A 26,671-nucleotide genomic window follows, 5' to 3' on the forward strand; every position below is an offset into this window, starting at 1 on the left:
GCGCAGGGCGAGCGGGGCGGGCCGGGTGGAGACTTAAATGTGGGAGCAGGCTTGCCAGCGATGCAGGCGCCGCGGTTTTTCAGGAAAACCGCAGTGATGCTATCGCTGGCAGGTCAGCTCCCACAGGAGATTGGGGGATTATTCGTATTGGCCGAGAAGCCGTTCCATCCGCGCCTCGAGGCGACGTTTGATTTCGGTTTCGATGTGCGGAGCGAAGTCGTCGATCACGTCCTGCATGATCAATTGCGCCGCGGCGCGCAGTTCGCTGTCCAGGTGCAGGATAGCGTCGGGGCCTTTCTCCACAGGCGCAGCAGCAGGTTGCGGAGCAGGCGTTGGCGCGGGTGCAGCCTCGACGGCTTGCGGTGTGTTGTCGACCGAATCGAACAACATCGGAATCTGTTCCTGTTCGCCATCATCGACCGTGTCGGTCAGCAGTGGCGGTTGCAGGTTGTCATCCCCGAGCAACTGGCGGATCGACTCGAGGTCATCCAGCAGGTGCGCGGGTTTTTGCAGCGGTTTTGGAGTGTCCATCGGCGTACTCAGAGTCGCTGTAAACGGTGGTCTTGCAGAGGATAGCCCTGTTCGCGGTAGAAACGGAAACTCTCCCGCGCCGCAGTGCGGATCGCCGGATCTTCCACCACCACCTCGGCCACCCGGGCGAATTGGTTGGCGAAAACCGGGACTTTCAGGTCGAGGTTGACCAGCAAGTCTGTGTGCTGGCCGCAGTCATCGCCCAGTCCTAGCACGATCAGTCCTTCCGGTTCGCTTTCAGCCGGGCCGTGAGGCACGAAGGTTTCGCCCTTGAACGCCCACAGTCGCGCATCGAGATCATCACGCTGGGCGGCATCGCTGCAATGCAGGTAGATGCGATGGCCCATGCGCCAGGCTTTATCGGTGAGCTTGCAGGCAAAGTCCAGGCGAGCCGAAGGATCGGCGCTGGGCAGGATGTAAAAGTCGACTTTGGTCATTGCGGTTCCTGAGCTGCAAGCAGCGCCCCTCAAGAGAGGCGCCGCTCGCAGTCATCGGTTTCAGGCTTTGGCGCGGTCCAGCAGGTACTGGGTCAGCAGCGGAACCGGACGGCCAGTGGCGCCCTTGTCCTTGCCGCCGCTGGTCCAGGCGGTGCCTGCGATGTCCAGGTGCGCCCAGTTCAGGTTTTTGGTGAAGCGCGACAGGAAGCAGGCAGCGGTGATGGTGCCGGCCTTAGGACCGCCGATGTTGGCGATGTCGGCGAACGGACTGTCCAGCTGCTCCTGGTATTCATCGAACAGCGGCAGTTGCCAGGCGCGGTCGTCGGCAGCCTTGCCGGCGCTCAGCAGTTGCTCGATCAGCTCGTCGTTGTTGCCCAGCAGGCCCGACGTGTGGGCGCCCAGCGCAACGACGCAGGCACCGGTCAGGGTGGCGATGTCGATTACCGCTTGCGGCTTGAAGCGCTCGGAGTAGGTCAGGGCATCGCACAGCACCAGACGGCCTTCGGCGTCGGTGTTGAGGATTTCCACGGTCTGGCCGCTCATGGTGGTGACGATGTCGCCCGGACGCGAAGCGTTGCCGCTCGGCATGTTCTCGGCGCAAGCCAGGATGCACACCAGGTTGATCGGCAGTTTCAGTTCCAGCACGGCGCGCAGAGTACCGAACACGCTGGCGGCGCCACCCATGTCGTACTTCATTTCGTCCATGCCGGCGCCCGGTTTCAGGCTGATGCCGCCGGTGTCGAAAGTGATGCCTTTACCAACCAGTGCATACGGCTTCTCGGATTTCTTGCCGCCGTTGTATTGCATGACGATCAGGCGCGGCGGCTGGGCGCTGCCCTGGCCGACGGCGTAGAACGAACCCATGCCCAGCGACTTGATCTTCTTCTCGTCGAGGACTTCGACTTTCAGATCCTTGAACTCTTTGCCGAGGTTCTTGGCTTGCTCGCCGAGGAAAGTCGGGTGGCAGATGTTCGGCGGCAGGTTGCCCAGGTTACGGGTGAACGCCATGCCGTTGGCGATCGCGGTGGCGTGGTTCACGGCGCGCTGCACTTCGGCCTGAGCGGCCTTGATGGTCAGCAGGGTGATCTTCTTCAGGGCGCGCGGTTCGGCTTTCTGGCTCTTGAACTGGTCGAAGGTGTATTCGCCGTCGACCAGGGTTTCGGCCAGCAGGCGGGTCTTGCCGTAGCTGTCGCGGTTCTTGACGATGATTTCATCGAGCGCCAGCACGGCGTCGCTGCCGCCCAGGCCTTTAAGCGTGTTGAGGATGCCGGCGACGATCTTGCGGAACGGACGGTCGCCCAGCTCTTCATCCTTGCCCACGCCGACCAGCAGCACGCGTTCGGCTTTCAGGTTCGGCAGGCTGTGCAGCAACAGGCTCTGGCCGACCTTGCCGGCCAGATCGCCACGCTTGAGCACGGCGCTGATGGCGCCACCGCTCAGTTCGTCGACCTGCCTGGCGGCAACACCGAGTTTGCGGCCTTCGCCGACGGCAACCACCAGGGTGGCGGTTTTCAACGTTTCTGGGCTAACGCTTTTTACAACCAGTTCCATGTCCGGATCCCTGAATGAATGGTCAACACGCAGGCGTTCGACGGTGCCCGCCGTCGCCTGCTTATAGAGAGAAGAGGCGCAGGCCAGTGCCTGCGACAGAGGCGGCAGTTTGAACCTCGCTCACCGCGCCTGACAACCCTCGGTTGTACGATCTTCAACGGATTGCACGCTTGCGTGAGTGTGCGCAGTGACAGGCGCCCTCAATCACAGGATAATGCCGCATCTTTTTTCGACGGCTCTGCCTTGCGGGCCCGTCGATACGTTTGCTTGTTTGGCCGCCTTAGCCTGACAACCCTGGAGTGTCTGGTTTGATCGTCTTCCGTTATCTGTCCCGCGAAGTCCTGTTGACCCTGAGTGCGGTAAGCGCCGTGCTGCTGGTCATCATCATGAGCGGTCGCTTCATCAAATACCTTGCCCAGGCCGCCGCAGGCCAGCTCGATCCGGGATCGCTGTTCCTGATCATGGGCTTCCGTCTGCCGGGCTTCCTGCAACTGATCCTGCCGCTGGGCCTGTTTCTCGGGATCCTGCTGGCGTACGGCCGGTTGTACCTGGAAAGCGAGATGACCGTGCTCTCGGCCACCGGCATGAGCCAGCAGCGTCTGTTTCGCATGACTCTGTTTCCGGCCACCTTGGTGGCGCTGGTGGTTGCATGGCTGAGCCTGAGCCTGGCCCCGCAAGGCGCCAACCAGTTCCAGCTGCTGCTGAACAAGCAGGACGCCCTGACCGAGTTCGACACCCTCGAGCCCGGCCGCTTCCAGGCCCTGCGCGACGGTACGCGGGTGACCTACACCGAAACCCTGAGCGATGATCGGGTCAATCTTGGCAGCGTGTTCATCTCGCAGAAGAACCTCGGCGCCAACCAGAAAGATCGCGGGATTTCCGTGCTGGTGGCGGAAAAGGGGCGTCAGGAAGTGCGTCCCGACGGCAACCGCTACCTGATCCTCGACAACGGCTACCGCTACGACGGCAGCCCGGGTCAGGCCAACTATCGCGCCATCCACTACGAAACCTACGGCGTGCTGCTGCCCAAGCCGGATGTCAGCGAGGAAGTCACCGACCGTGACGCCATGCCGACCTCGTCCCTGCTGGGCAGCGACGACATTCGCTCGAAAACCGAACTGCAATGGCGCCTGTCGCTGCCGTTGCTGGTGTTCATCGTGACCCTGATGGCGGTGCCGCTGTCGCGGGTCAATCCGCGTCAGGGGCGTTTCCTCAAGCTGCTGCCGGCGATTCTTCTTTATATGGCTTACCTGACCATCCTGATTGCCGCCCGCGGCGCCCTCGAGAAAGGCAAGATTCCACCGGCGCTCGGCTTGTGGTGGGTGCACGCGATCTTCTTGGTCATCGGCCTCGGCCTGCTGTACTGGGAGCCTCTGCGCCTGAAACTGGCGAGCCGTCGCAGCGCAGCGCTGGAGGTGGCCCGTGGTTAAACTCGACCGCTACATCGGCAGCAGCGTGTTCATGGCGATCATCGCAGTGCTGGCGATCATTCTCGGCCTGGCAACCTTGTTTGCGTTCATCGACGAGATGGGCGACGTCAGTGACACCTACACCTTGGTCGACGTTCTGAGCTTCGTGCTCCTGACCGCGCCGCGTCGGCTCTACGACATGCTGCCGATGGCGGCGCTGATCGGTTGCCTGATCGGCCTCGGCAGTCTGGCGAGCAGCAGCGAACTGACCGTGATGCGCGCAGCCGGTGTGTCCATCGGGCGCATCGTCTGGGCGGTGATGAAGCCGATGCTGGTGCTGATGCTGGCCGGCGTGCTGATCGGCGAGTACGTGGCACCGGCCACCGAAAGCATGGCCCAGGCCAACCGTTCGCTGGCGCAAGGCAGCGGCGACGCGCAAAGCGCCAAGCACGGCATGTGGCACCGTCAAGGCGAGGAGTTCATTCACATCAACTCCGTACAGCCCAACGGTCGCCTGTACGGCGTGACCCGTTATCACTTCGACAAAGAGCGTCACCTGCTGAGCTCGAGCTTCGCCAAACGCGCCGAGTTCGACACCGATCACTGGCAGCTGACCGACGTGACCACCACCAAATTCCACGAGCGCAGCACTGAAGTGGTCAATACGCCGGTCGAGCGCTGGGATGTCTCGCTGAGCCCGCAATTGCTGAGCACCGTGGTGATGGCGCCGGAATCGCTGTCGATCACCGGTCTGTGGGGTTACATCCACTATCTGGCCGATCAGGGCCTGAGCAACGGTCGTTACTGGCTGGCATTTTGGGTCAAGGTGTTGCAGCCGTTGGTGACCGCCGCGCTGGTGCTGATGGCGATTTCCTTCATCTTCGGTCCGTTGCGTTCGGTGACTCTCGGTCAGCGGGTTTTCACCGGTGTGCTGGTGGGCTTCACCTTCCGCATCGTTCAGGATCTGCTGGGTCCATCCAGTCTGGTCTTCGGCTTCTCGCCGCTGTTCGCGGTGCTGGTGCCGGCTGGCGTGTGTGCGCTGGCGGGTGTCTGGCTGTTGCGTCGAGCCGGTTGATGAACAAGGTTTCACCCACGCTTTAGCCTTGAAAACGCCTCGGTCATCAGATCGGGGCGTTTTTGCATGCAATCAGGGTGACAGGCGAACGTGACGCTTGCGCCGTGTATCAGGTACAATTCCCGGCTATTTTTCGGCGGGCCAAGCCTGCAGCCTTTTTGAGTGTTGATCCGTGAGTGATTTGAGTCATATCCGCAATTTCTCCATCATCGCCCACATTGACCATGGCAAGTCGACGCTGGCTGACCGTTTCATCCAGATGTGCGGTGGCCTGGCCGAGCGTGAAATGGAAGCCCAGGTACTGGATTCCATGGATCTGGAGCGCGAACGCGGGATCACCATCAAGGCCCACAGCGTTACCCTCTATTACAAGGCCAAAGACGGCGTCACCTACCAGCTGAACTTCATTGACACCCCGGGCCACGTCGACTTCACCTACGAAGTCAGCCGTTCCCTGGCCGCGTGTGAAGGTGCGCTGCTGGTGGTCGATGCGGGGCAGGGCGTTGAAGCCCAGTCCGTGGCCAACTGCTACACCGCTATCGAGCAGGGCCTCGAGGTCATGCCGGTCCTGAACAAGATCGACCTGCCACAGGCCGAGCCTGATCGCGTCAAGGACGAGATCGAGAAGATCATCGGCATCGACGCCACCGACGCCGTCACCTGCAGCGCCAAGACCGGCCTGGGTGTCGACGAAGTGCTCGAGCGTCTGGTCGCGACCATTCCTGCGCCGACCGGCAACATCGAAGATCCGCTGCAAGCGTTGATCATCGACTCCTGGTTCGACAACTACCTGGGCGTTGTTTCCCTGGTGCGCGTGCGTCATGGCCGTGTGAAGAAGGGCGACAAGATCCTAGTCAAGTCCACCGGCAAGGTGCACCTGGTCGACAGCGTCGGCGTGTTCAACCCGAAACACACCGCCACCGCTGACCTGAAGGCCGGCGAAGTGGGCTTCATCATCGCCAGCATCAAGGACATTCACGGTGCGCCGGTCGGTGACACCCTGACCTTGAGCTCCACCCCGGACGTTCCGGTGCTGCCAGGTTTCAAACGCATCCAGCCGCAGGTTTACGCCGGTCTGTTCCCGGTCAGCTCCGACGACTTCGAAGACTTCCGCGAAGCGCTGCAGAAGCTGACCCTGAACGACTCGTCGCTGCAATACACCCCGGAAAGCTCCGACGCACTGGGCTTCGGCTTCCGTTGCGGCTTCCTCGGCATGCTGCACATGGAGATCATCCAGGAGCGCCTGGAGCGCGAATACGACCTGGACCTGATCACCACGGCGCCGACGGTAATCTTCGAACTGGTGCTGAAAACCGGTGAAACGATTTACGTCGACAACCCGTCGAAGTTGCCGGACGTCTCGTCGATCGAAGACATGCGCGAGCCAATCGTGCGCGCCAACATCCTGGTACCGCAGGAGCATCTGGGCAACGTCATCACCCTGTGCATCGAGAAACGCGGTGTGCAGGTCGACATGCTGTTCCTCGGCAATCAGGTGCAAGTGACCTACGACCTGCCGATGAACGAAGTGGTGCTGGACTTCTTCGATCGTCTGAAATCCACCAGCCGCGGCTATGCTTCGCTGGACTACCATTTCGATCGTTACCAATCGGCTAATCTGGTGAAACTGGACGTGCTGATCAACGGCGACAAGGTCGACGCTCTGGCGCTGATCGTGCACCGTGACAATTCGCACTTCAAAGGTCGCCAGTTGACCGAGAAGATGAAAGAACTGATTCCTCGTCAGATGTTCGACGTGGCCATCCAGGCTGCCATTGGCGGTCAGATCGTCGCCCGGACAACCGTCAAGGCACTCAGAAAGAACGTATTGGCCAAGTGCTACGGCGGCGACGTCAGCCGCAAGAAAAAACTGCTTGAGAAGCAGAAGGCCGGTAAGAAACGCATGAAACAGGTCGGCAACGTGGAAATCCCGCAAGAAGCCTTCCTCGCCGTGCTCAGGTTGGAATAGTCAGGTCCTATGTCACTAAATTTCCCGCTGTTGCTGGTCATTGCCGTGTTCGTCTGCGGTCTGTTGGCGTTGCTCGATCTGTTGATCCTGGCACCGCGTCGGCGTGCCGCCATCGCCTCCTATCAGGGCAGCGTCAGCCAGCCTGATGTGGTGGTGGTCGAGAAGCTGAACAAGGAACCGCTGCTGGTCGAGTACGGCAAGTCGTTCTTCCCGGTGCTGTTCATCGTGCTGGTGCTGCGTTCGTTCCTGGTGGAACCGTTCCAGATTCCGTCCGGCTCGATGAAACCGACCCTGGACGTCGGCGACTTCATTCTGGTGAACAAGTTTTCCTACGGGATCCGTTTGCCGGTGATCGACAAGAAGATCATCGAAGTCGGTGACCCGCAGCGCGGCGATGTGATGGTGTTCCGCTACCCGAGCGACCCGAACGTCAACTACATCAAGCGTGTGGTCGGCCTGCCGGGCGACACCGTGCGGTACACCGCCGACAAGCGCCTGTTCGTCAACGGCGAGTCGATTGCCGAACAACTGGTCGGCTCCGAGCCGGGCACCCTGGGCAGCGCGGAACTCTACAAGGAAAAACTCGGCGTCGCCGAGCACCTGATCCGCAAGGAAATGAGCCGCTACCGCGCCACGCCGGACCATACCTGGACCGTGCCGGCCGGGCACTACTTCATGATGGGCGACAACCGCGACAACTCGAACGACAGTCGCTACTGGGATGATCCGAACATTCCCAAGGATCTGCTGGGCATGGTTCCCGACCAGAACATCGTCGGCAAGGCCTTCGCGGTCTGGATGAGCTGGCCGGAACCGAAACTCAGCCACCTGCCGAACTTCTCGCGGGTCGGCCTGATCAAGTAAACAAACACGGCGCTGTTGACCACAGCGCCGAATGCATTTCTGGCGTCGGCACAACCGGCTCCGGGGCATGAAGCCACGATATTCAGGACGTCATTTTTGAACACAGCGTTAATTGTCCCAGGCCTGCGCCGTATCCCGGCGATGGCAGTGGAATCCAGCCACGAACTCAGCGTGGGTAAACCGTGAGCGTTTCTCTAAGCCGTCTCGAGCGTCAGCTCGGTTACACCTTCAAGGATCAGGAACTGATGGTCCTGGCCCTTACGCACCGCAGCTTTGCCGGACGCAATAACGAGCGTCTGGAATTCCTCGGCGATGCGATCCTCAACTTTGTTGCCGGCGAAGCCTTGTTCGACCGTTTCCCGCTGGCTCGCGAAGGCCAGTTGTCGCGTTTGCGCGCACGGCTGGTAAAAGGTGAGACGCTGGCGGTGCTGGCCCGCGGTTTCGATCTGGGCGATTACCTGCGTCTGGGGTCCGGCGAATTGAAGAGCGGCGGTTTCCGTCGCGAGTCGATTCTGGCCGACGCCCTTGAAGCGCTGATCGGTGCGATCTACCTCGACGCCGGCATGGAAGTCGCCCGCGAACGTGTACTGGCCTGGCTGGCCGGCGAGTTCGAAGGTCTGACGCTGGTCGATACCAACAAGGATCCGAAGACCCGCCTGCAGGAATTCCTGCAATCGCGCGGCTGCGAACTGCCGCGCTACGAAGTGGTGGATATCCAGGGCGAGCCGCACTGCCGTACCTTCTTCGTCGAGTGCGAAGTTGTCCTATTGAATGAAAAAAGCCGGGGTCAGGGTGTGAGCCGTCGTATTGCCGAACAGGTAGCGGCCGCCGCAGCACTGATTGCCCTGGGTGTGGAGAATGGCAATGACTGATACAAACGCAACGCGCTGTGGCTATGTTGCCATCGTCGGCCGTCCCAACGTGGGCAAGTCCACGCTGCTGAACCACATCCTTGGCCAGAAGCTGGCGATCACCTCGCGCAAGCCGCAGACCACTCGCCACAACATGCTCGGGATCAAGACCGAGGGCGACGTGCAGGCGATCTACGTCGACACCCCCGGCATGCACAAGGGTGGCGAAAAAGCCCTGAACCGTTACATGAACAAGACCGCTTCGGCGGCGTTGAAAGACGTCGACGTGGTGATCTTCGTGGTCGACCGCACCAAGTGGACCGAAGAAGACCAGATGGTGCTGGAGCGCGTGCAGTACGTGACCGGCCCGCTGATCGTCGCGCTGAACAAGACCGACCGCATCGAAGACAAGGCCGAGCTGATGCCGCATCTGTCGTGGTTGCAGGAACAGCTGCCGAACGCGCAGATCATTCCGATCTCGGCGCAACACGGGCACAACCTCGATGCGCTGGAAAAGGTCATCGCCGATCATCTGCCGGAGAACGATCACTTCTTCCCGGAAGACCAGATCACTGACCACAGCAGCCGCTTCCTCGCCGCCGAACTGGTGCGCGAGAAGATCATGCGCCAGCTCGGCGCCGAGCTGCCGTACCAGATCACTGTGGAAATCGAAGAGTTCAAGCAGCAGGGTGCGACGCTGCACATCCATGCGCTGATCCTCGTCGAGCGTGACGGCCAGAAGAAAATCATCATTGGCGACAAGGGCGAGCGCATCAAGCGCATCGGCACCGAGGCGCGCAAGGACATGGAGCTGCTGTTCGACTCCAAGATCATGCTCAATCTGTGGGTCAAGGTGAAGGGCGGCTGGTCCGACGACGAGCGTGCGCTGCGTTCGCTGGGTTACGGCGACCTGTAAGCGCTGATCCCGAGAACACCGATACCCACTGTGGGAGCGAGCCTGCTCGCGATAGCGGTATTTCAGTCGACATCCTTGTTGTCTGATACACCCTCATCGCGAGCAGGCTCGCTCCCACAGTAGTTTTGGGTTTGTGTGTAAAACTGCGTTTCGTCATCGAGAACTCAATGTCGCAAAGCCCGCCTCCCGCCCAACCCGCCTACGTCCTCCACTCCCGCGCCTACCGCGAAACCAGCGCATTGGTGGACTTCCTCACGCCGCAAGGTCGGCTGCGGGCGGTGTTGCGCAGTGCGCGGGGCAAGGCCGGGACATTGGCGCGGCCATTCGTGCCGCTGGAAGTGGAGTTTCGCGGCAAGGGTGAGTTGAAGAACGTCGGGCGCATGGAGAGTGTCGGCAACGCAACGTGGATGGTCGGCGAGGCGCTGTTCAGCGGCCTGTATCTCAATGAACTGTTGATTCGCCTGCTGCCCGCCGAAGATCCGCACCCGGCGGTGTTCGATCATTACGCCGCGACCTTGCTGGCATTGGCCGAAGGCCGGCCGCTGGAACCGTTGCTGCGTTCTTTCGAATGGCGGCTGCTCGACGACCTTGGTTATGGCTTTTCCCTGAATACCGACATCAACGACGAGCCTGTCGCTGCGGACGGTCTCTATCGCTTGCAGGTGGATGCCGGACTCGAACGGGTCTACCTGCTGCAACCCGGTCTGTTCAACGGCACCGAACTGCTGGCCATGGCCGAAGCCGACTGGTCGGCCCCAGGCGCGTTGTCCGCTGCCAAGCGCTTGATGCGACAAGCGCTGGCCGTGCATCTGGGCGGTCGTCCCTTGGTCAGTCGCGAGCTGTTTCGCAAGCCCTGATCTCACCGTATGCTGTGCGCCGAATCTTTCCATTCAGGAGCGCATCCGTGACCACCAGCAATCGCATTCTTCTTGGCGTGAACATCGACCACGTCGCCACCCTGCGTCAGGCCCGTGGCACGCGCTATCCGGATCCGGTCAAGGCTGCGCTGGACGCGGAAGAGGCGGGCGCCGATGGCATCACCGTGCATCTGCGCGAAGATCGCCGGCACATTCAGGAGCGCGACGTGCTGCTGCTCAAGGACGTGCTGCAAACCCGCATGAACTTCGAAATGGGCGTCACCGAAGAAATGATGGCGTTCGCCGAACGCATTCGCCCGGCGCACATCTGCCTGGTGCCGGAAACCCGTCAGGAATTGACCACCGAAGGCGGTCTGGATGTGGCGGGGCAGGAAGAGCGGATCAGGGCGGCTGTCGAGCGTCTGTCGAAGATCGGCAGCGAGGTATCGCTGTTCATTGACGCCGACGAGCGGCAGATCGCTGCGTCGAAGCGCGTCGGTGCCCCGGCTATCGAGCTGCACACCGGGCGTTACGCCGATGCCGAAACGCCCACCGAAGTGGCTGAAGAGCTCAAGCGTGTGGCGGACGGCGTGGCCTTCGGTCTGGCCCAGGGCCTGATCGTCAATGCCGGCCATGGCCTGCACTATCACAACGTCGAGGCGGTTGCCGCAATCAAGGGCATCAACGAGCTGAACATCGGTCACGCACTGGTGGCGCACGCGTTGTTCGTCGGCTTCAAGTCGGCGGTGTCGGAGATGAAGGCGTTGATTCTGGCGGCTGCCAAACACTAAGTTTCAACATCCTGTGGGAGCAAACTTGCTCCCACATTTGTATTGGGGATGGGTTAAAGCGGGGCGGGCTCTTGAGCCGGTTTCGATTTATCGATCCCCGGCACATGCAGGTTGCCCTCGGCCACTTGATCGCCTTCAAGCTGCGGCTGGGTCACCCACGTCAGGATGTCGTAGTAGCGACGGATGTTCGCCACGAAATGCACCGGTTCGCCGCCCCGGGCGTAGCCGTAGCGGGTCTTGCTGTACCACTGCTTCTGCGACAGGCGCGGCAGGATCTTTTTCACATCCAGCCACTTGTCCGGGTTCAACCCTTCCTTGGCCGCCAGTTTGCGCGCGTCATCCAGATGACCGCTGCCGACGTTGTAGGCCGCCAGAGCAAACCAGGTGCGATCCGGTTCCTGGATCGACTCGTCGAGCTGATCCTTCATGTAGGCCAGGTACTTGGCGCCGCCCATGATGCTCTGCTTCGGATCGAGGCGGTTGGACACGCCCATGGCCTGAGCGGTGTTCTGGGTCAGCATCATCAGCCCGCGCACGCCGGTCTTCGAGGTGACCGCCGGTTGCCACAGTGATTCCTGATAACCGATCGCCGCCAGCAGGCGCCAGTCGACTTTCTCTTTCTTGGCGTAGGCCTTGAAGTGCTGTTCGTATTTGGGCAGCCGCTGCTGCAGATGCTGGGCGAAGGTGGTGGCACCCATGTAGCCGAGGACGTCGACGTGGCCGTAATAGCGGTCTTTCAGACGTTGCAGGGTGCCGTTCTTCTGCACCTTGTCCAGATAACTGTTGATCTCGTTGAGCAGGCTGTTGTCTTCGCCGGCGGCCACGGCCCAGCTCTGGCTGCGCGCGTCGCCGAGGTCGAAGGCCACGCGGATGTTGGTGAAATACACCTGGTTCATCGCCACTTCGTTGGAATCGACCAGGGTCAGGTCGATCTGACCTTCATCGACCATGCGCAGCAGGTCGACCACTTCAACGGCGTCGGATTCTTCGTACTGGATGCCAGGATATTTCTGTTTCAGCTCCGCCAGTTGTTCGGCATGGGTGCTGCCCTTGAGCACCATGATCTTCTTGCCCACCAGATCGCCGGCGTCGGTAGGACGAGATTGGCCGTTGCGATAGATGATCTGCGGGGTGACTTCGAGGTAGGAGCGGGAGAAACGCACCTGTTTCTTGCGCTGTTCGCTGCTGACCAGGCCGGCGGCGGCCAGTACCGGGCCGTTCGGCTTGCCGACCTGGTTGAACAGGTCGTCGAGGTTGTCGGCGGTTTCAATCTTCAGCTCGACCCCCAAATCGTCGGCGAAGCGCTTCACCAGCTCGTATTCGAAGCCGGTTTCACCGCTGCGATCCTGAAAGTAGGTGGCGGGGCTGTTTCGGGTGACCACCCGCAGCACGCCATCCTCCTTTACGCGCTCGAGTGTGTTGGGTTTATCAACACAGCCACTGAGCATCAGGAAGAGTCCGGTAGCGATCAGCCATTTGGCGTACCGCGGACGCAAAGCCGTTGGGGAAAACATGTGCGCAGTATACGCAAAGGACAACGGGCGCCATATCTCGACAGTTGCGGGGTTGTCTGCTAGGGATCACAAAACCGCTCGAAACCCCGCAGGAATGGGCCCGAAAGGCATTTTGTGACAGAAAAAATAACCCGCGTTCCAACACCCCATAAATTTGACCCTCAAGGCAGGAACACCACTCGACATCCGGGTGCAACCGTGCGTAGCGTTTCGGGTGATGTTGAGGGCGGTTTAGGCTAGAATGCACGGCCTCAAAGCACACCCCTTCCCGAGGCTGTCCCGAAGATGTTGATCCTGCGCGGCGCTCCTGCCCTTTCTGCCTTTCGCCACAGCAAACTCCTTGAGCTACTGAGCCAGAAGGTTCCGGCTGTCAGTGGCTTGTATGCTGAATTCGCTCACTTCGCCGAAGTCACCGGCGTCCTGACCGGCGACGAACAGCAGGTGCTTGCGCGCCTTCTGAAGTACGGTCCAAGCGTTCCGGTTCAAGAGCCGACCGGTCGTCTGTTCCTGGTATTGCCGCGTTTCGGCACCATCTCGCCATGGTCGAGCAAGGCCAGCGACATCGCCCGCAACTGCGGCCTGAGCAAGATCCAGCGCCTGGAGCGCGGCATCGCGTTCTACGTGGCCGGTCAGTTCAGCGAAACCGAAGCGCAGCAGATTGCAGACGTACTGCATGACCGCATGACTCAGATCGTTCTGGCCAACCTCGAGCAGGCTGCCGGTCTGTTCAGCCACGCCGAACCGAAGCCGCTGACCGCCATCGACATCCTCGGCGGCGGTCGCGCCGCACTGGAAAAAGCCAACGTCGAACTGGGCCTGGCTCTGGCCGAAGACGAGATCGATTATCTGGTCAACGCCTTCAACGGTCTCAAGCGCAACCCGCATGACATCGAACTGATGATGTTCGCCCAGGCCAACTCCGAGCACTGCCGCCACAAGATCTTCAACGCCAGTTGGGATATTGACGGCGAGAGCCAGGAAAAAAGCCTGTTCGGCATGATCAAGAACACCTATCAGATGCACAGCGAAGGCGTGCTGTCCGCTTACAAGGACAACGCTTCGGTGATCGTCGGCAACGTCGCCGGCCGCTTCTTCCCGGATCCGGAAACCCGCCAGTACGGCGCGGTGCAGGAGCCGGTGCACATCCTGATGAAGGTCGAAACCCACAACCACCCGACCGCGATCGCTCCGTTCCCGGGCGCGTCCACCGGTTCCGGTGGCGAGATCCGCGACGAAGGTGCAACCGGTCGTGGCGCCAAGCCGAAGGCCGGCCTGACCGGTTTCACCGTGTCGAACCTGCAGATCCCGGGCTTCGAACAGCCGTGGGAAGTGCCGTACGGCAAGCCCGAGCGCATCGTCAACGCGCTGGACATCATGATCGAAGGCCCGCTGGGCGGCGCCGCGTTCAACAACGAATTCGGTCGTCCGGCCCTGACCGGCTACTTCCGTACCTTCGAACAGTCGATCACCACCCCGCACGGTGATGAAGTTCGCGGTTACCACAAGCCGATCATGCTGGCTGGCGGCATGGGCAATATCCGTGAAGAGCACGTCAAGAAAGGCGAGATCGTCGTCGGCTCCAAGCTGATCGTCCTCGGCGGCCCGGCGATGCTGATCGGTCTGGGCGGCGGCGCTGCCTCCTCCATGGCCACCGGCACCAGCTCGGCGGATCTGGACTTCGCTTCCGTTCAGCGTGAAAACCCTGAAATGGAACGTCGCTGCCAGGAAGTCATCGACCGTTGCTGGCAGCTTGGCGACAAGAACCCGATCAGCTTCATCCACGACGTGGGTGCGGGCGGTCTGTCCAATGCCTTCCCGGAACTGGTCAACGACGGCGACCGCGGTGGCCGTTTCGAACTGCGCAACATTCCAAACGACGAGCCGGGCATGGCCCCGCACGAAATCTGGTCCAACGAATCCCAGGAACGTTACGTTCTGGCGGTCGGTCCGGCCGACTTCGAGCGCTTCAAGGCGATCTGCGAACGTGAGCGTTGCCCGTTTGCCGTTGTCGGCGAAGCCACCGCCGAGCCGCAACTGACCGTGACCGACAGCCACTTCGGCAACAACCCGGTGGACATGCCACTGGAAGTGTTGCTGGGCAAGGCGCCGCGCATGCACCGTTCGGTGGTTCGCGAAGCCGAGCTGGGCGATGACTTCGATCCGTCGAACCTCGACATCGGCGAAAGCATCGAGCGTGTTCTGCACCACCCGGCCGTGGCGAGCAAAAGCTTCCTGATCACCATCGGCGACCGCACCATCACCGGCCTCGTGGCCCGTGACCAGATGGTCGGCCCATGGCAGGTTCCGGTGGCCGACGTTGCCGTCACCGCCACCAGCTTCGACGTCTACACCGGTGAAGCGATGGCGATGGGCGAGCGCACTCCGCTGGCGCTGCTGGACGCTCCGGCGTCGGGCCGCATGGCCATCGGCGAAACCATCACCAACATTGCCGCTTCGCGCATCAACAAGCTCTCCGACATCAAACTGTCGGCGAACTGGATGTCCGCTGCCGGCCACCCGGGCGAAGACGCGCGTCTGTACGACACCGTGAAAGCGGTCGGCATGGAACTGTGCCCTGAGCTGGGCATCACCATTCCGGTCGGCAAGGACTCGATGTCCATGGCCACCCGCTGGAACGACAACGGCGAAGACAAGACCGTCACCTCGCCGATGTCCCTGATCGTGACCGGTTTCGCGCCAGTGGCTGACATCCGTCAGACCCTGACTCCGGAACTGCGCATGGACAAGGGCACCACCGACCTGATCCTGATCGACCTCGGTCGCGGCCAGAACCGTATGGGTGCCTCGATCCTGGCGCAGGTTCACGGCAAGCTCGGCAAGCAGGCTCCGGACGTCGACGACGCCGAAGACCTGAAAGCCTTCTTCGCCGTGATCCAGGGCCTCAACGCCGACGGTCACCTGCTGGCTTACCACGACCGTTCCGACGGTGGTCTGCTGACCTCCGTGGTGGAAATGGCTTTCGCCGGCCACTGCGGTCTGAGCCTGAACCTGGACAGCGTTGCCGAAAGCTCCGCTGAAATCGCCGCCATCCTGTTCAACGAAGAACTGGGTGCCGTGATCCAGGTTCGCCAGGACGCCACCCCGGACATCCTCGCCCAATTCAGCGCTGCCGGTCTGGGCGACTGCGTTTCGGTGATCGGTCAGCCGATCAATAACGGCCAGATCAACATCACCTTCAACGGTGACACCGTGTTCGAAGGCCAGCGTCGTCTGCTGCAACGTCAGTGGGCCGAGACCAGCTACCAGATCCAGCGTCTGCGCGACAACGCCGACTGCGCCGAGCAAGAGTTCGATGCGCTGCTGGAAGAAGATAACCCGGGCCTGAGCGTCAAGCTGAGCTACGACGTCAACCAGGACATCGCCGCGCCTTACATCAAGAAAGGCATCCGCCCACAGGTTGCCGTACTGCGTGAGCAGGGCGTCAACGGTCAGGTGGAAATGGCGGCTGCGTTCGACCGCGCCGGTTTCAATGCGATCGACGTGCACATGAGCGACATTCTGGCCGGCCGTGTCGACCTGAACGAGTTCAAAGGTCTGGTGGCCTGCGGTGGTTTCTCCTACGGCGACGTTCTCGGCGCCGGTGAAGGCTGGGCCAAATCCGCGCTGTTCAACAGCCGTGCCCGCGATGCGTTCCAGGGCTTCTTCGAGCGTAACGACAGCTTCACCCTTGGCGTGTGCAACGGTTGCCAGATGATGTCCAACCTGCACGAGCTGATCCCGGGCAGCGAATTCTGGCCGCACTTTGTGCGCAACCGCTCCGAGCAGTTCGAAGCGCGCGTGGCGATGGTTCAGGTTCAGGAATCGAACTCGATCTTCCTGCAGGGCATGGCCGGTTCGCGCATGCCGATCGCCATCGCTCACGGTGAAGGCCATGCCGAATTCGAAAGCGAAGAGGCACTGCTCGAAGCCGATCTGTCGGGTTGCGTGGCGATGCGTTTCGTCGACAACCACGGCAAGGTCACCGAAGCCTACCCGGCCAACCCGAACGGCTCGCCGCGCGGGATCACCGGCCTCACCAGCCGTGATGGCCGTGTGACGATCATGATGCCGCACCCGGAGCGTGTGTTCCGTGCCGTGCAGAACTCGTGGCGTTCGGAAGACTGGAACGAAGACGCTCCTTGGATGCGTATGTTCCGTAATGCTCGTGTGTGGGTGAACTAAGCGCTGTGTACAAGCTCGTTTTTTTTGTTCCTGACAGTCATGTCGAGGTGGTCAAGGATGCTGTGTTCGCTGCCGGTGGTGGGCGGATCGGTGATTATGACCACTGTGCGTGGCAGGTGCTTGGATCTGGTCAGTTTCGGCCTTTGGACGGCAGTCAGCCGTTCATTGGTGAGGCGGGGCGGGTTGAGCGGGTCGAGGAGTGGAAGGTTGAGCTTGTTGTTGGCGATGAGTTGATTCGCTCGGTAGTGGCGGCTCTTAAGTTGAGCCATCCCTACGAGACGCCGGCTTATGAAGTGTGGCGGCTGGAGGATTTTTGATCTTCCTTGGCTACTGAAATGGAAAACCCGCTGGGAGTGATTTCAGCGGGTTTTTTGTTGTTTGGGTTTTGGGGTTTGGGTTGGGTGTATATCCGTTTCTTCGAGTGCGGCGGCTTATGGTTCCGCCCTTACGGCGGGTCACTTTGGCAAACGCCCCAAAGTAACCAAAGGTCTGGGCCCCTGCGTTCGGCACCTCGCTTTGGCTCGGTGTTCCTTCGTTCCGGGATTCATCCGGGGGCATCGCCTACGGTTTGCTTCGCTGCACCTCCTTTCGATGCATGCGGCTTCGCCGCACGGTCGCTGCGCTCCCACCCCCGGATAAATCCCTCCACTCAGCCTTCCGATGGGGCCGGCACGTCAAAAGCCTTACTCGAGCTAACGCTCATCGTGTTGAGTGGTGGGGAGCGAATGCAGAAGCTGAAGCTGAAGCAGGAGCAAGGAGCAGAAGAAGGGGAGGAAGCAGAGGAAATAGAGGAAATAGAGGAAGCACGATTCGAGTTGCATGCATTTTATAACCCGAGTTCACCTCAGTATGTCACGTCGGCGTACCTCTCCCAAACAACGCGGTCAGTCCCCTCTCCCTCCGGGAGAGGGCTAGGGTGAGGGCTGGATTCGGAGTCCTATAAAGAAGCCTCGAATCACCCCCACCCATCGATTCAGAGGTCGCCCTAAACCTTGGCACTCACCTCACTCCGATTAACCAACCCTTCCAGCGCCACACTCAAACTCTGCGCCCGCTCACCCACCAGCAAGTGCCACACGCCATCTTCCAGCGCGCTCACACCCAAACATCCGAGCTCTTTCAATCGGCTTTCCGAAAGCGCTTTGCCATCGGCCAGTTGCAGGCGAATCCGGCTCATGGCGATGCAGTCGAGTTGCAGCACGTTGTCGCTGCCGCCCAGGGCGCTCAGCCATTGCTGGGCCTGCGGTGCGGCTACAGCAACGGGCTCACTGGTTTCGACGACGGCGACAGGAGCAGCCACTACGGCTCGGCCCAATGCGGGCATCGCCAGGCGGATTTCGTCGGCAATGCTGTCGGCCATCGGCCCCACAACAACCTGCAAACTGCCGCCCTTGCCCGGACGTACCACGGCCATCGCGCCCAGAGCTTTCAAATCGGCATCGGAGGCTTTGTTGCGATCGACCATTTCCAGTCGCAGCCGCGTGGTGCACGCGCCGACGGTGATTAGATTTTCGGCACCTCCCAAGGCTTTTATATACGCAGCGGCGCGCTCGTTTTCTGTCAGCACGGATTTCTCGGCAGCGGTCACGTCTTCGCGTCCCGGGGTTTTCAGGTTGAAGCGGCGGATGCAGAAATCGAACACCGCGTAGTAGATGACCGCATAAACCAGTCCTACCGGTACCACCAGCCAGCCGTTGGTCGAGCGTCCCCAACCCAGCACCATGTCGATGAAACCGCCGGAGAAGGTGAAGCCCAGGTGGATGTTCAAGGCGTTGGTGATTGCCATCGACAACCCGGTCAGCAGCGCATGCAGCAGAAACAGCAGCGGTGCGAGGAACATGAAGGCGAATTCGATCGGTTCGGTGACGCCGGTGAGGAAGGCGGTCAGGGCCATCGACAGGAAGATCCCGCCCATGACTTTGCGCCGCTCCGGCAGGGCGTTGCGGTACATCGCCAGGCAGGCGGCGGGGAGGCCGAAGATCATGACCGGGAACATACCGGTCATGAACTGGCCGCCTTTCGGGTCGCCGGCGAAGTAGCGGGACAGGTCACCGGTGACCAGCGCGCCCGTGGTTGGGTCGGTGAAGTTGCCGAACACGAACCACGCCATGTTGTTGAGTATGTGGTGCAGGCCGGTGACGATCAGCAGGCGGTTGAACACGCCGAAGACGAACGCGCCGAAGCTGCCGCTTTCCATCAGCAACGTGCCGAAGCTGTTGATGCCGTGCTGGATCGGCGGCCAGATATAGCCGAACAGCACGCCCAGGCCGACCGCGCTGAAGCCGGTGACGATGGGGACGAAACGCCGGCCGCCGAAGAATGCCAGGTACTCCGGCAGCTTGATGTCCTTGAAGCGGTTGTACAGCGCGCCGGCCATCAGGCCGCTGACGATCCCGGCGAGCATGCCCATGTTGATGCTCGCATCGAGCACCTTGAGGGTGGAAATCATCACCAGGTAACCGATCACCCCGGCGAGGCCGGCGGTGCCGTTGTTGTCCCGGGCGAAGCCGACCGCGATGCCGATGGCGAAGATCATTGCCAGGTTGGCGAAGATCACCTGGCCGGCGTCGTGGATGATCGCGATGTTCAGCAGGTCGGTGTCGCCCAGGCGCAGCAGCAGGCCGGCGATCGGCAGGATCGCGATCGGCAGCATCAGCGCGCGGCCGAGGCGTTGCAGGCCTTCGATGAAGAGTTGGTACATGGCGTTTGTCCTTGTTGTTTTTGTTAGCGCAGAGGCCAATGTTGATGACAGGCATGACGCACCGCGGCGGCGCTGCTCAGCTTGAGCAAGTCCCGGGCGAGGCGTTGGCATTCGGCTTCGTGCAGCTGGCGCACGCGGTCCTTGATTTCGCCGATCTGTACCGGGCTCACCGACAGTTCGCTCACGCCCAGGCCGATCAACACCGGCGTCGCCAGCGGATCGGAAGCCAGGGCGCCGCACACGCCGACCCAGCGTTTATGCACCGCCGCGCCTTCGCAGGTCATGGCGATCAGGCGCAGCAGCGCCGGGTGCAAGGCATCGACCCGTGCGGCGAGGCCGGCGTGGTCGCGGTCCATTGCCAGCGTGTATTGCGACAGGTCGTTGGTGCCAATGGACAGAAAGTCGGCGTGTTCGGCCAGTTGCTCGGCCTGCAATGCGGCGGCCGGGACTTCGATCATCACGCCGATTTCCGGACGTTGATTGATGCCCAGTTCCAGGCACAGCGCATCGACCCGTTGGCGGATGTGCAGCAGTTCGTCGACTTCGGTGACCATCGGCAGCAGGATCCGGCAACGCTGCAACGGGCTGACTTGCAGCAGTGCGCGCAGTTGCTGATCGAGGATTTCCGGGCGGGCCTGGGCCAGGCGAATGCCGCGCAGGCCGAGTACCGGGTTGGCTTCCACGGGCAGCGGCAGGTAGTCGAGTTGTTTGTCGCCGCCGACGTCGATGGTGCGGATGATCACTGACTTGTCGCCCATGGCATCGATCACCGCTTGGTAGGCGGTGCGCTGTTCTTCGACGTCCGGCGCGGTGTGGCGATCGACGAACAGGAACTCGGTGCGCAACAGGCCGACGCCGTCGGCGCCGTTGGCAAACGCATCCGCCGCTTCGTGGCTGGAGGCGACGTTGGCGACCACTTCGATAGCCACGCCGTTGCGGGTTTCCGCCGGCAGATGGGCCTGGGCTTGCTGGGCGTCGCGCCGTTGTTGGCGGTCGATTTGCGCCTGGCGGACTTCGGCCAGACGTTCGGCATTCGGCGTCAGTTCGAGGCGCCCGCCGTCGGCGTCGAGAACCACCGATTGGCCTTGCGTCTGATCGAGCAGCGCCGAGCCCAGTGCGACCATGCACGGCAGGCCTTTGCCCCGGGCCAGAATCGCCACGTGGGACGTTGCGCCCCCTTCGGCCATGCACAAACCGGCGACACCTTGTGCGCTCAGTTGCAGCAGGTCCGACGGCGTCAGTTCGTGAGCGGCGACGATGGCGCCGGCCGGCACGTCGTAATGCCAGGCCTCACCGAGCAGGGCGCGCAGCACCCGTTGCTTGAGGTCGCGCAGATCGTTGGCGCGTTCGGCCAGCAGCGGGCTGCCAGTGTTTTGCAGCACTTCGCATTGCGCGTCGATGGACCGGCTCCAGGCGTGAGTCGCCGCCGTGCCGATTTCGATCGATTGCTGGGCGGCGTCGAGCAGGGCCGGGTCTTCCAGCAAGGCCAGATGCGCGGCGAAGATCGCTTCTTCGTCGGCATTGCGGTGTTTTTTTGCTTGTGCGAGGGTGCCGTCGATTTCGCTGCGAACCTGATTCAGCGCGGTGTCGAGAATCTGTAGTTGTTGCTCGGGCTGATGATTGCCGCTGTCGGCTGGCAGGCTGATCGCGTTCAAGCGAAACAGCGGCCCGCCCACCAGTCCCGGTGCGGCGCAAACACCGTGCAACACGCCAGCCTCGGCCGGGCGATTACGTGGGGTGGCGGCAACCGGTGCGGTGGCGTGATGATCCTCCGGCAGGGCGGTGGCCAGTGCGGTGAGCAAGGCTTGCAACGCAGCCTGTGCGTCCGGGCCCTGGCAACTGACCTGCACTTCGTCCTGTTCGCCAATCGCCAGGCCCATCAAACCGATGAGGCTGTTGCACGGCGCCGACTTGCCGGCGAAATGCAGCTGCGAATGGCTTTTGAAACCTTGCGCGGTCTGGCGGATCAACGCCGCCGGGCGTGCATGCAGACCGCCGCGATGGGCGACCTGCACGTGGCCGTGAACTTCCGGGCCGCCGAGTTCCTCTGTGTTCGCCGCTGCGCTGTGACGAGCGACGATGTGCAGCAGTGGCTCGCCCACCTTCACCGTTTTCAGGGTGATGGGGCGCGCCTGGAAATCCTGGCTGTTGGTCAGGATCAGCAGGCTGACCAGGCTTTTGCACTGGCGGCCGACCTTGTCCAGGTCATAGCGCAGCAGCGGCTGGCCATTGCTGACCCGCGCGCCTTCCTTGACCAGCATCGAGAAGCCTTCGCCCTGCAACTCCACCGTGTCCAGACCAAGGTGCAGCAACAGCTCGGCGCCGTTGTCGGCGCGCACGGTCAGTGCATGGCCGGTGCGGGCGACGTGAATCACCACGCCGGCGCAGGGCGAATACAGGGTGTCGTTCAGCGGATCGATGGCAATGCCGTCGCCCATTGCGCCGCTGGCGAACACCGCGTCCGGGACTTTGGCGAGCGTGAGCACCGGGCCGCTGAGCGGGGCGCTTAAAGTCAGCTCTTTATTGTTGTTGTGCATGGCTCGGTCTCATCAGGAAAACGTTCGGTTTGGACTCAGTGCGTACGGGTGACTTTGCTCAGGTGTCGCGGCTGATCCGGGTCCATGCCACGGGCCACGGCCAGGCCGGCCGCCATCACATAGAAACTCTGGATCGCCAGGATCGGGTCGAGGGCCGGGTGTTCGGCACGGCTGAGGGTCAGGTCGCGCTCGCTCACGTCATCCGGCGCAGCCAGTAGCACGCGGGCGCCGCGTTGGCGCATCTCGGCTGCCAGGCTCAGCAGACCGGCCTGTTCGGCACCGCGCGGGGCGAACACCAGCAACGGGTAATGTTCGTCGATCAGGGCCATCGGGCCGTGGCGGACTTCGGCGCTGCTGAAGGCTTCGGCCTGGATCGCCGAGGTTTCCTTGAATTTCAGCGCGGCTTCCTGGGCAATGGCGAAACCGGCGCCACGGCCGATCACCATCAGGCGTTCGCAATCACGCAGGGCGTCGATGGCCAGGCTCCAGTCCTGTTGCGCAGCTTCGCGCAGGCCTTCGGGCAGGGCGTTGTGCGCCTCCAGCAATTCGCTGTCTTCTTTCCAGTGGGCAATCAGGCGGGCGCTGGCGCTGAGGGTGGCGATGAAACTCTTGGTCGCGGCGACGCTGCTTTCGGTGCCGGCCAGCAACGGCAGGCTGAATTCACAAGCAGCTTCCAGCGGCGAATCGGCAGCGTTGACCATCGACACGCTGAGGGCGCCGCGTTTGCGCAGCAGACGCAGACTGTTGACCAGATCCGGGCTCTGGCCCGATTGGGAGAACGCGAACGCGACCTGACCGCTGACCTTCAACGGCGCCTGTTGCATGGTCACCACGGACATCGGCAGCGACGCCACCGGTACGCCGAGTTGCTGCATGGTCAGGTAGGCGAAGTAGCTCGCCGCATGGTCGGAGCTGCCACGGGCAACGGTCATCGCCACTTGCGGCGGCTGACGGCGCAGGCGTCCGGCGATCTCGATCATTGGCGGGTCGAGCTGTTGCAGTTGTGCTTGCACGGCCTCGAACGAGGACAGCGCCTCCTCAAGCATTTTTGAAGTCAATGTCTTCTCCTTCGACCATGACGGCGGTCAGTGTGAGTGAGCGATCCAGCCGCACGCAGTCGGCCCAGGCGCCGGGTTGCAGGCGCCCGCGTTCGGTGATGCCGAGATAGTCGGCGGGGAATTGCGAAAGACGTTGCGAGGCCTCGGCGATCGGCAGACCGATTTTCACCAGATTGCGCAGGGCCTGATCCATGGTCAGAGTGCTGCCGGCCAGGGTGCCGTCGGGCAGGCGCACGCCGCCCAGGCATTTGGTGACGGTGTGGCTGCCGAGCTTGTATTCACCGTCGGGCATGCCGGCGGCGGCGGTCGAGTCGGTGACGCAGTACAGGCACTGAATCGAGCGCAGGGCGACGCGGATCGCGCCGGGGTGTACGTGCAGCAAGTCCGGAATCAGCTCGGCGAATTTGGCATGGGCCAGCGCCGCGCCGACGATGCCAGGCTCGCGGTGATGCAGCGGGCTCATGGCGTTGTACAAGTGGGTGAAACTGGTGGCGCCGGCTTCGAGGGCGGCGACGCCTTCCTCGTAACTGCCGAGGGTGTGGCCGATCTGCATGCGGATGCCACGGCTGCTGAGTTCACGAATCAAGCCGTCATGGCCGGCGATTTCCGGGGCGATGGTGATCACCCGGATTGGCGCGAGTGCCAGATAGTCTTCGACTTCGGCCATCAACGCGGTGTGGGCGAAGTTCGGCTGGGCGCCGAGTTTGCCGGGATTGATGTACGGGCCTTCGAGGTGCACGCCGAGCACTCGGGCGGCGCCTTTCGGACGCTGTTCGCAGAATTCGCCGACCTCCTTGAGCACGCTGGCAATCTCGGCACTCGGCGCGGTCATGGTGGTGGCCAGCAGCGAGGTGGTGCCGAAGCGCACGTGGGTCTTGGTGATGGTCTCGAACGCGCTGGCGCCTTCCATGATGTCCTTGCCGCCACCGCCGTGGACGTGCAGGTCGATGAAACCCGGCAGCAGATAAGGCAGGTCATTGGTCGCCGGATCGCAAGGCACGCCTTCGATCGACACGACTCTGCCGTGTTCGTGGATCAGCCGGCCGCGAATCCAGCCGTCAGCGGTGAGGATGTTGTCTTCAGACATTTCGCTTCTCTCGTTTGGCCTGGCTGCTGATCAGCGGCGAAGCTCTGCAACAAAGTCGTAGTAGTCGTTGCGGCAATAGGTGTCGGTGACTTCGATCGGCGTGTTGTCTTCCAGGTAGCCGACCCGGGTCATCAGCAGCATCGCGGTGCCGGGGGCGATGCCGACGAGTGCGGCGAACTCGTCCGAGGCGTTGATCGCCTGGATGTGCTGCAAGGCGCGCACGATCGGTTTGCCGATGCTGTCGAGGTGTTCGTAGAGGGAATCGCCCACCACCTGTGGCTTGGGCATGATCGAGGCGGGCAGGGTGCTCATCTCGATGGCCATCACGGTGTCGTCGGCTTTGCGCAGGCGTTTCATGCGCGCGACCTTGTCGTTCGGCGACAGGCCGAGGCGGATCAGTTCTTCGTGGGTCGGCAGGGTGATTTCCCGCTCGAGCCATTGCGAGCTGGGCACGAAGCCCTTGAGGCGCAGCATTTCGCTGAAACCCGACAGACGCGAGAGCGGTTGTTCAAGGCGCGGGGTGATGAAAGTGCCGGAACCTTGCAGGCGGCGGATCAGACCTTGATCGAGCAGGACTTCCAGCGCCTTGCGCGCGGTGACCCGGGAAATCCCCAACATCTCGCTGAGATTGCGTTCCGACGGCATCGCCTGTTCGGCTTTCCACTGGCCGGCATGGATCGCCGCTTCCAGGTTGCGCGCCAGTTGCAGGTACAGCGGCGTCGGCTGGGAGTCGTCAGGGCGCAGGGCGTGGAGGTCGTTCATGCAAGGCACTTCCGGAGCTGATATTGGTTTGTTGTCGCTCGCTGTTTCGGCGAAAACTAATACCACTTGCATACCATGTCAACGCAGCGGAAAGGCCTGTAGTCCTTTGGAATCGGGTGTTTCAGGGCGGGTGGCTTCAAGTGGTATTAGCGGTGGGCTATGGAAAGCAAAAGATCGCCGTCTGCGGCAGTTCTGGCGGGTGAAAGTGGTATCACCGTTCAGACGTTGCCGCAGGCTGCGATCTTTTGAATTTATTTTTTACGGGCGACCAATGGTCAGGAGAAAGGGCCGCTTCGCGGCCCATTGCAACAACTGCCTGGTTACGGAATCAGGGGCGGATTTCGATCATCGTGCCGTCCGGCACCAGGTTCCAGACTTCGCGCATGTCGACGTTGCGCATGGCGATGCAGCCATCGGTCCAGTCCAGGGTATGGAACAGTTGTTCCGGGTTGTCTTCGGAGTCCGGCGTGCCGTGGATCATGATCATGCCGCCAGGCTCGACGCCTTCGCGGCGGGCGCGGGCGGAGTCGCTGATGTTCGGGTAAGAGATGTGCATCGACAGGTTGAATTTGTCGCTGGTCTTGCGCCAGTCGATCCAATAGAAACCTTCCGGTGTGCGCTTGTCGCCCTCAATCAGCTTCGGGCCTTTTTTCGCGCCCTTGCCCAAGGAAATGCGATAGCTCTTGAGTGGCTTGCCGTCGGCAATCAACTGCAGCTGATGGGCCGATTTGAGCACCAGTACTTTTTCGATGAGCGGGGTGTTCGAAGGCGTCACGGTGGTCACGAATGACGCTTGGGAGACGGTGACGAACGACAGGCAGAACAGGGCAAGCAACCAGCGCATTGAAACGATTCCCCAGAAATGAAGCAGATACTTTATTTATAGATAGTGTGCAGGCGCTGTCGCGGGCTGCGTTAGCCGGTTATCGGCCGGCCGCCGTCGAAATCAAGTAATGGCCGGTTGAGTGAGCGGCGGGATCGATTCGGAGCGAACCGGATAGACCTCGACGCGCCGGTCAGCGAAGAAACATTCCAAAGTACGGCCCACCGTACGGAAAGCCAGCTCGTCCCAGGGAATGTCTTCCTCGTCGAACAGTTGCACTTCCAGGCTTTCGGGGCCGGCGGCGAAGTCCAGATCCGCCAGCTCGGCGCGGAAAAACACATGCACCTGACTGATATGTGGCACGTCGATCAGGGTGTAGATGCTCAGGTTGCGCACCCGGGCGCAGGCTTCCTCGGCGGTTTCGCGAATGGCGGCCTGTTCGATGGTCTCGCCGTTCTCCATGAACCCGGCGGGCAGCGTCCAGTAACCGAGGCGTGGCTCGATGGCGCGGCGGCACAGCAGGACTTTGGTGCCCCAGGTCGGCACGCAACCGGCCACGATATTGGGGTTCTGGTAGTGAATCGTCTGACAGCTGTCGCAGACGAATCGCAGCCGCGAGTCGCCTTCGGGAATGCGCTGGGTCACCGGGTTGCCGCACTGGCTGCAAAATTTCATGCTGGGGTTCCTGAATGCTGCGCCTATCTTGGCGTGCAGCGGTGTCAGTCGGCAAGTTGTCGTTTCGCGACATGACCGCCG

Annotated in this window: 21 protein-coding genes; 10 read left to right on the plus strand and 11 right to left on the minus strand. The window is 61.9% G+C overall.

The genetic code is table 11. The annotated features are described in order from the left end of the window. Positions 1-138: 138 nt before the first annotated feature. Genes C1X29_RS21905 through C1X29_RS21915 form a run of 3 tightly spaced genes read right to left on the minus strand, consistent with a single transcriptional unit; the run spans position 139 to position 2,519 of the window. Complete coding sequence (locus C1X29_RS21905; RefSeq protein WP_102718357.1) at positions 139-531, minus strand: DNA polymerase III subunit chi; 393 nt, start codon at positions 529-531, stop codon at positions 139-141. Between the two features lie 8 nt (positions 532-539). Next, positions 540-968, minus strand: coding sequence for a DNA polymerase III subunit chi (locus C1X29_RS21910; protein WP_102718358.1), 429 nt, complete (start codon positions 966-968; stop codon positions 540-542). 60 nt (positions 969-1,028) lie between these two features. Beyond that, on the minus strand, positions 1,029-2,519 hold the full coding sequence (locus C1X29_RS21915; protein ID WP_027610952.1) for a leucyl aminopeptidase: 1,491 nt from the start codon (positions 2,517-2,519) through the stop codon (positions 1,029-1,031). Positions 2,520-2,827: 308 nt separating this feature from the next. On the opposite strand from C1X29_RS21915, the gene lptF reads away from it, so the two are divergent. From lptF to pdxJ, 8 genes are all read left to right on the plus strand, one after another. Continuing rightward, a complete protein-coding gene (lptF, locus tag C1X29_RS21920; RefSeq protein WP_064593584.1) occupies positions 2,828-3,949 on the plus strand; it encodes an LPS export ABC transporter permease LptF in 1,122 nt (373 codons plus the stop codon). Next, positions 3,942-5,003 (plus strand): LPS export ABC transporter permease LptG, encoded by a 1,062-nt coding sequence (gene lptG / locus C1X29_RS21925; RefSeq protein WP_039769506.1) that lies wholly within the window; start codon positions 3,942-3,944, stop codon positions 5,001-5,003. Before lptF ends, lptG begins: the two co-directional genes overlap by 8 nt. A 172-nt stretch (positions 5,004-5,175) precedes the next feature. Beyond that, positions 5,176-6,972: a translation elongation factor 4 gene (lepA, locus tag C1X29_RS21930; protein ID WP_039769508.1), complete on the plus strand. Its 1,797-nt coding sequence runs from the start codon at positions 5,176-5,178 to the stop codon at positions 6,970-6,972. A 9-nt stretch (positions 6,973-6,981) separates the two neighbouring features. Then, on the plus strand, positions 6,982-7,836 hold the full coding sequence (lepB, locus tag C1X29_RS21935) for a signal peptidase I (protein ID WP_011332588.1): 855 nt from the start codon (positions 6,982-6,984) through the stop codon (positions 7,834-7,836). 182 nt (positions 7,837-8,018) lie between these two features. Then, on the plus strand, positions 8,019-8,708 hold the full coding sequence (gene rnc / locus C1X29_RS21940; RefSeq protein ID WP_011332589.1) for a ribonuclease III: 690 nt from the start codon (positions 8,019-8,021) through the stop codon (positions 8,706-8,708). Further along, positions 8,701-9,603: a GTPase Era gene (era, locus tag C1X29_RS21945; protein WP_102718359.1), complete on the plus strand. Its 903-nt coding sequence runs from the start codon at positions 8,701-8,703 to the stop codon at positions 9,601-9,603. Before rnc ends, era begins: the two co-directional genes overlap by 8 nt. Before the next feature lie 167 nt (positions 9,604-9,770). Beyond that, positions 9,771-10,460, plus strand: a complete 690-nt coding sequence (gene recO / locus C1X29_RS21950; protein WP_085747010.1) for a DNA repair protein RecO — start codon at positions 9,771-9,773, stop codon at positions 10,458-10,460. A 47-nt stretch (positions 10,461-10,507) separates the two neighbouring features. Then, a complete protein-coding gene (gene pdxJ, locus C1X29_RS21955) occupies positions 10,508-11,251 on the plus strand; it encodes a pyridoxine 5'-phosphate synthase (RefSeq protein ID WP_064382428.1) in 744 nt (247 codons plus the stop codon). 53 nt (positions 11,252-11,304) lie between these two features. Here pdxJ and mltF read toward each other — a convergent pair whose 3' ends face one another. Further along, entirely contained in the window at positions 11,305-12,765 is a 1,461-nt protein-coding gene (gene mltF, locus C1X29_RS21960; protein WP_011332593.1) for a membrane-bound lytic murein transglycosylase MltF, read from the minus strand. A 285-nt stretch (positions 12,766-13,050) separates the two neighbouring features. On the opposite strand from mltF, the gene purL reads away from it, so the two are divergent. Together purL and C1X29_RS21970 are read left to right on the plus strand one after the other, a co-directional pair. Next, a complete protein-coding gene (purL, locus tag C1X29_RS21965) occupies positions 13,051-16,947 on the plus strand; it encodes a phosphoribosylformylglycinamidine synthase (protein ID WP_102718360.1) in 3,897 nt (1,298 codons plus the stop codon). A 5-nt stretch (positions 16,948-16,952) separates the two neighbouring features. Then, positions 16,953-17,264, plus strand: a complete 312-nt coding sequence (locus C1X29_RS21970) for a YqfO family protein (protein WP_102718361.1) — start codon at positions 16,953-16,955, stop codon at positions 17,262-17,264. A 668-nt stretch (positions 17,265-17,932) separates the two neighbouring features. On the opposite strand, the gene nagE is transcribed toward C1X29_RS21970, so the two are convergent. From nagE to C1X29_RS22005, 7 genes are all read right to left on the minus strand, one after another. Then, positions 17,933-19,648 (minus strand): N-acetylglucosamine-specific PTS transporter subunit IIBC, encoded by a 1,716-nt coding sequence (gene nagE, locus C1X29_RS21975; RefSeq protein ID WP_102718362.1) that lies wholly within the window; start codon positions 19,646-19,648, stop codon positions 17,933-17,935. A 23-nt stretch (positions 19,649-19,671) separates the two neighbouring features. Continuing rightward, a complete protein-coding gene (ptsP, locus tag C1X29_RS21980) occupies positions 19,672-22,185 on the minus strand; it encodes a phosphoenolpyruvate--protein phosphotransferase (protein ID WP_102718363.1) in 2,514 nt (837 codons plus the stop codon). 35 nt (positions 22,186-22,220) lie between these two features. Continuing rightward, positions 22,221-23,243 (minus strand): SIS domain-containing protein, encoded by a 1,023-nt coding sequence (locus tag C1X29_RS21985; RefSeq protein WP_102686926.1) that lies wholly within the window; start codon positions 23,241-23,243, stop codon positions 22,221-22,223. Further along, entirely contained in the window at positions 23,224-24,330 is a 1,107-nt protein-coding gene (gene nagA, locus C1X29_RS21990; RefSeq protein ID WP_102686927.1) for an N-acetylglucosamine-6-phosphate deacetylase, read from the minus strand. The genes C1X29_RS21985 and nagA overlap by 20 nt, the downstream gene beginning before the upstream one ends. 30 nt (positions 24,331-24,360) lie before the next feature. Beyond that, positions 24,361-25,092, minus strand: coding sequence for a GntR family transcriptional regulator (locus C1X29_RS21995; protein WP_007954613.1), 732 nt, complete (start codon positions 25,090-25,092; stop codon positions 24,361-24,363). Between the two features lie 328 nt (positions 25,093-25,420). Continuing rightward, the gene (locus C1X29_RS22000) at positions 25,421-25,936 is read right to left on the minus strand and encodes a murein L,D-transpeptidase family protein (protein WP_007954614.1); all 516 of its coding nucleotides are present in this window, start codon (positions 25,934-25,936) and stop codon (positions 25,421-25,423) included. 102 nt (positions 25,937-26,038) lie between these two features. Then, on the minus strand, positions 26,039-26,590 hold the full coding sequence (locus C1X29_RS22005) for an NUDIX hydrolase (protein ID WP_085747017.1): 552 nt from the start codon (positions 26,588-26,590) through the stop codon (positions 26,039-26,041). Positions 26,591-26,671: the final 81 nt, after the last annotated feature.

The sequence above is a fragment of the Pseudomonas sp. GW456-12-10-14-LB2 genome (genome assembly GCF_002884345.1).
Taxonomy (GTDB): Bacteria; Pseudomonadota; Gammaproteobacteria; order Pseudomonadales; family Pseudomonadaceae; genus Aquipseudomonas; species Aquipseudomonas paraglycinae.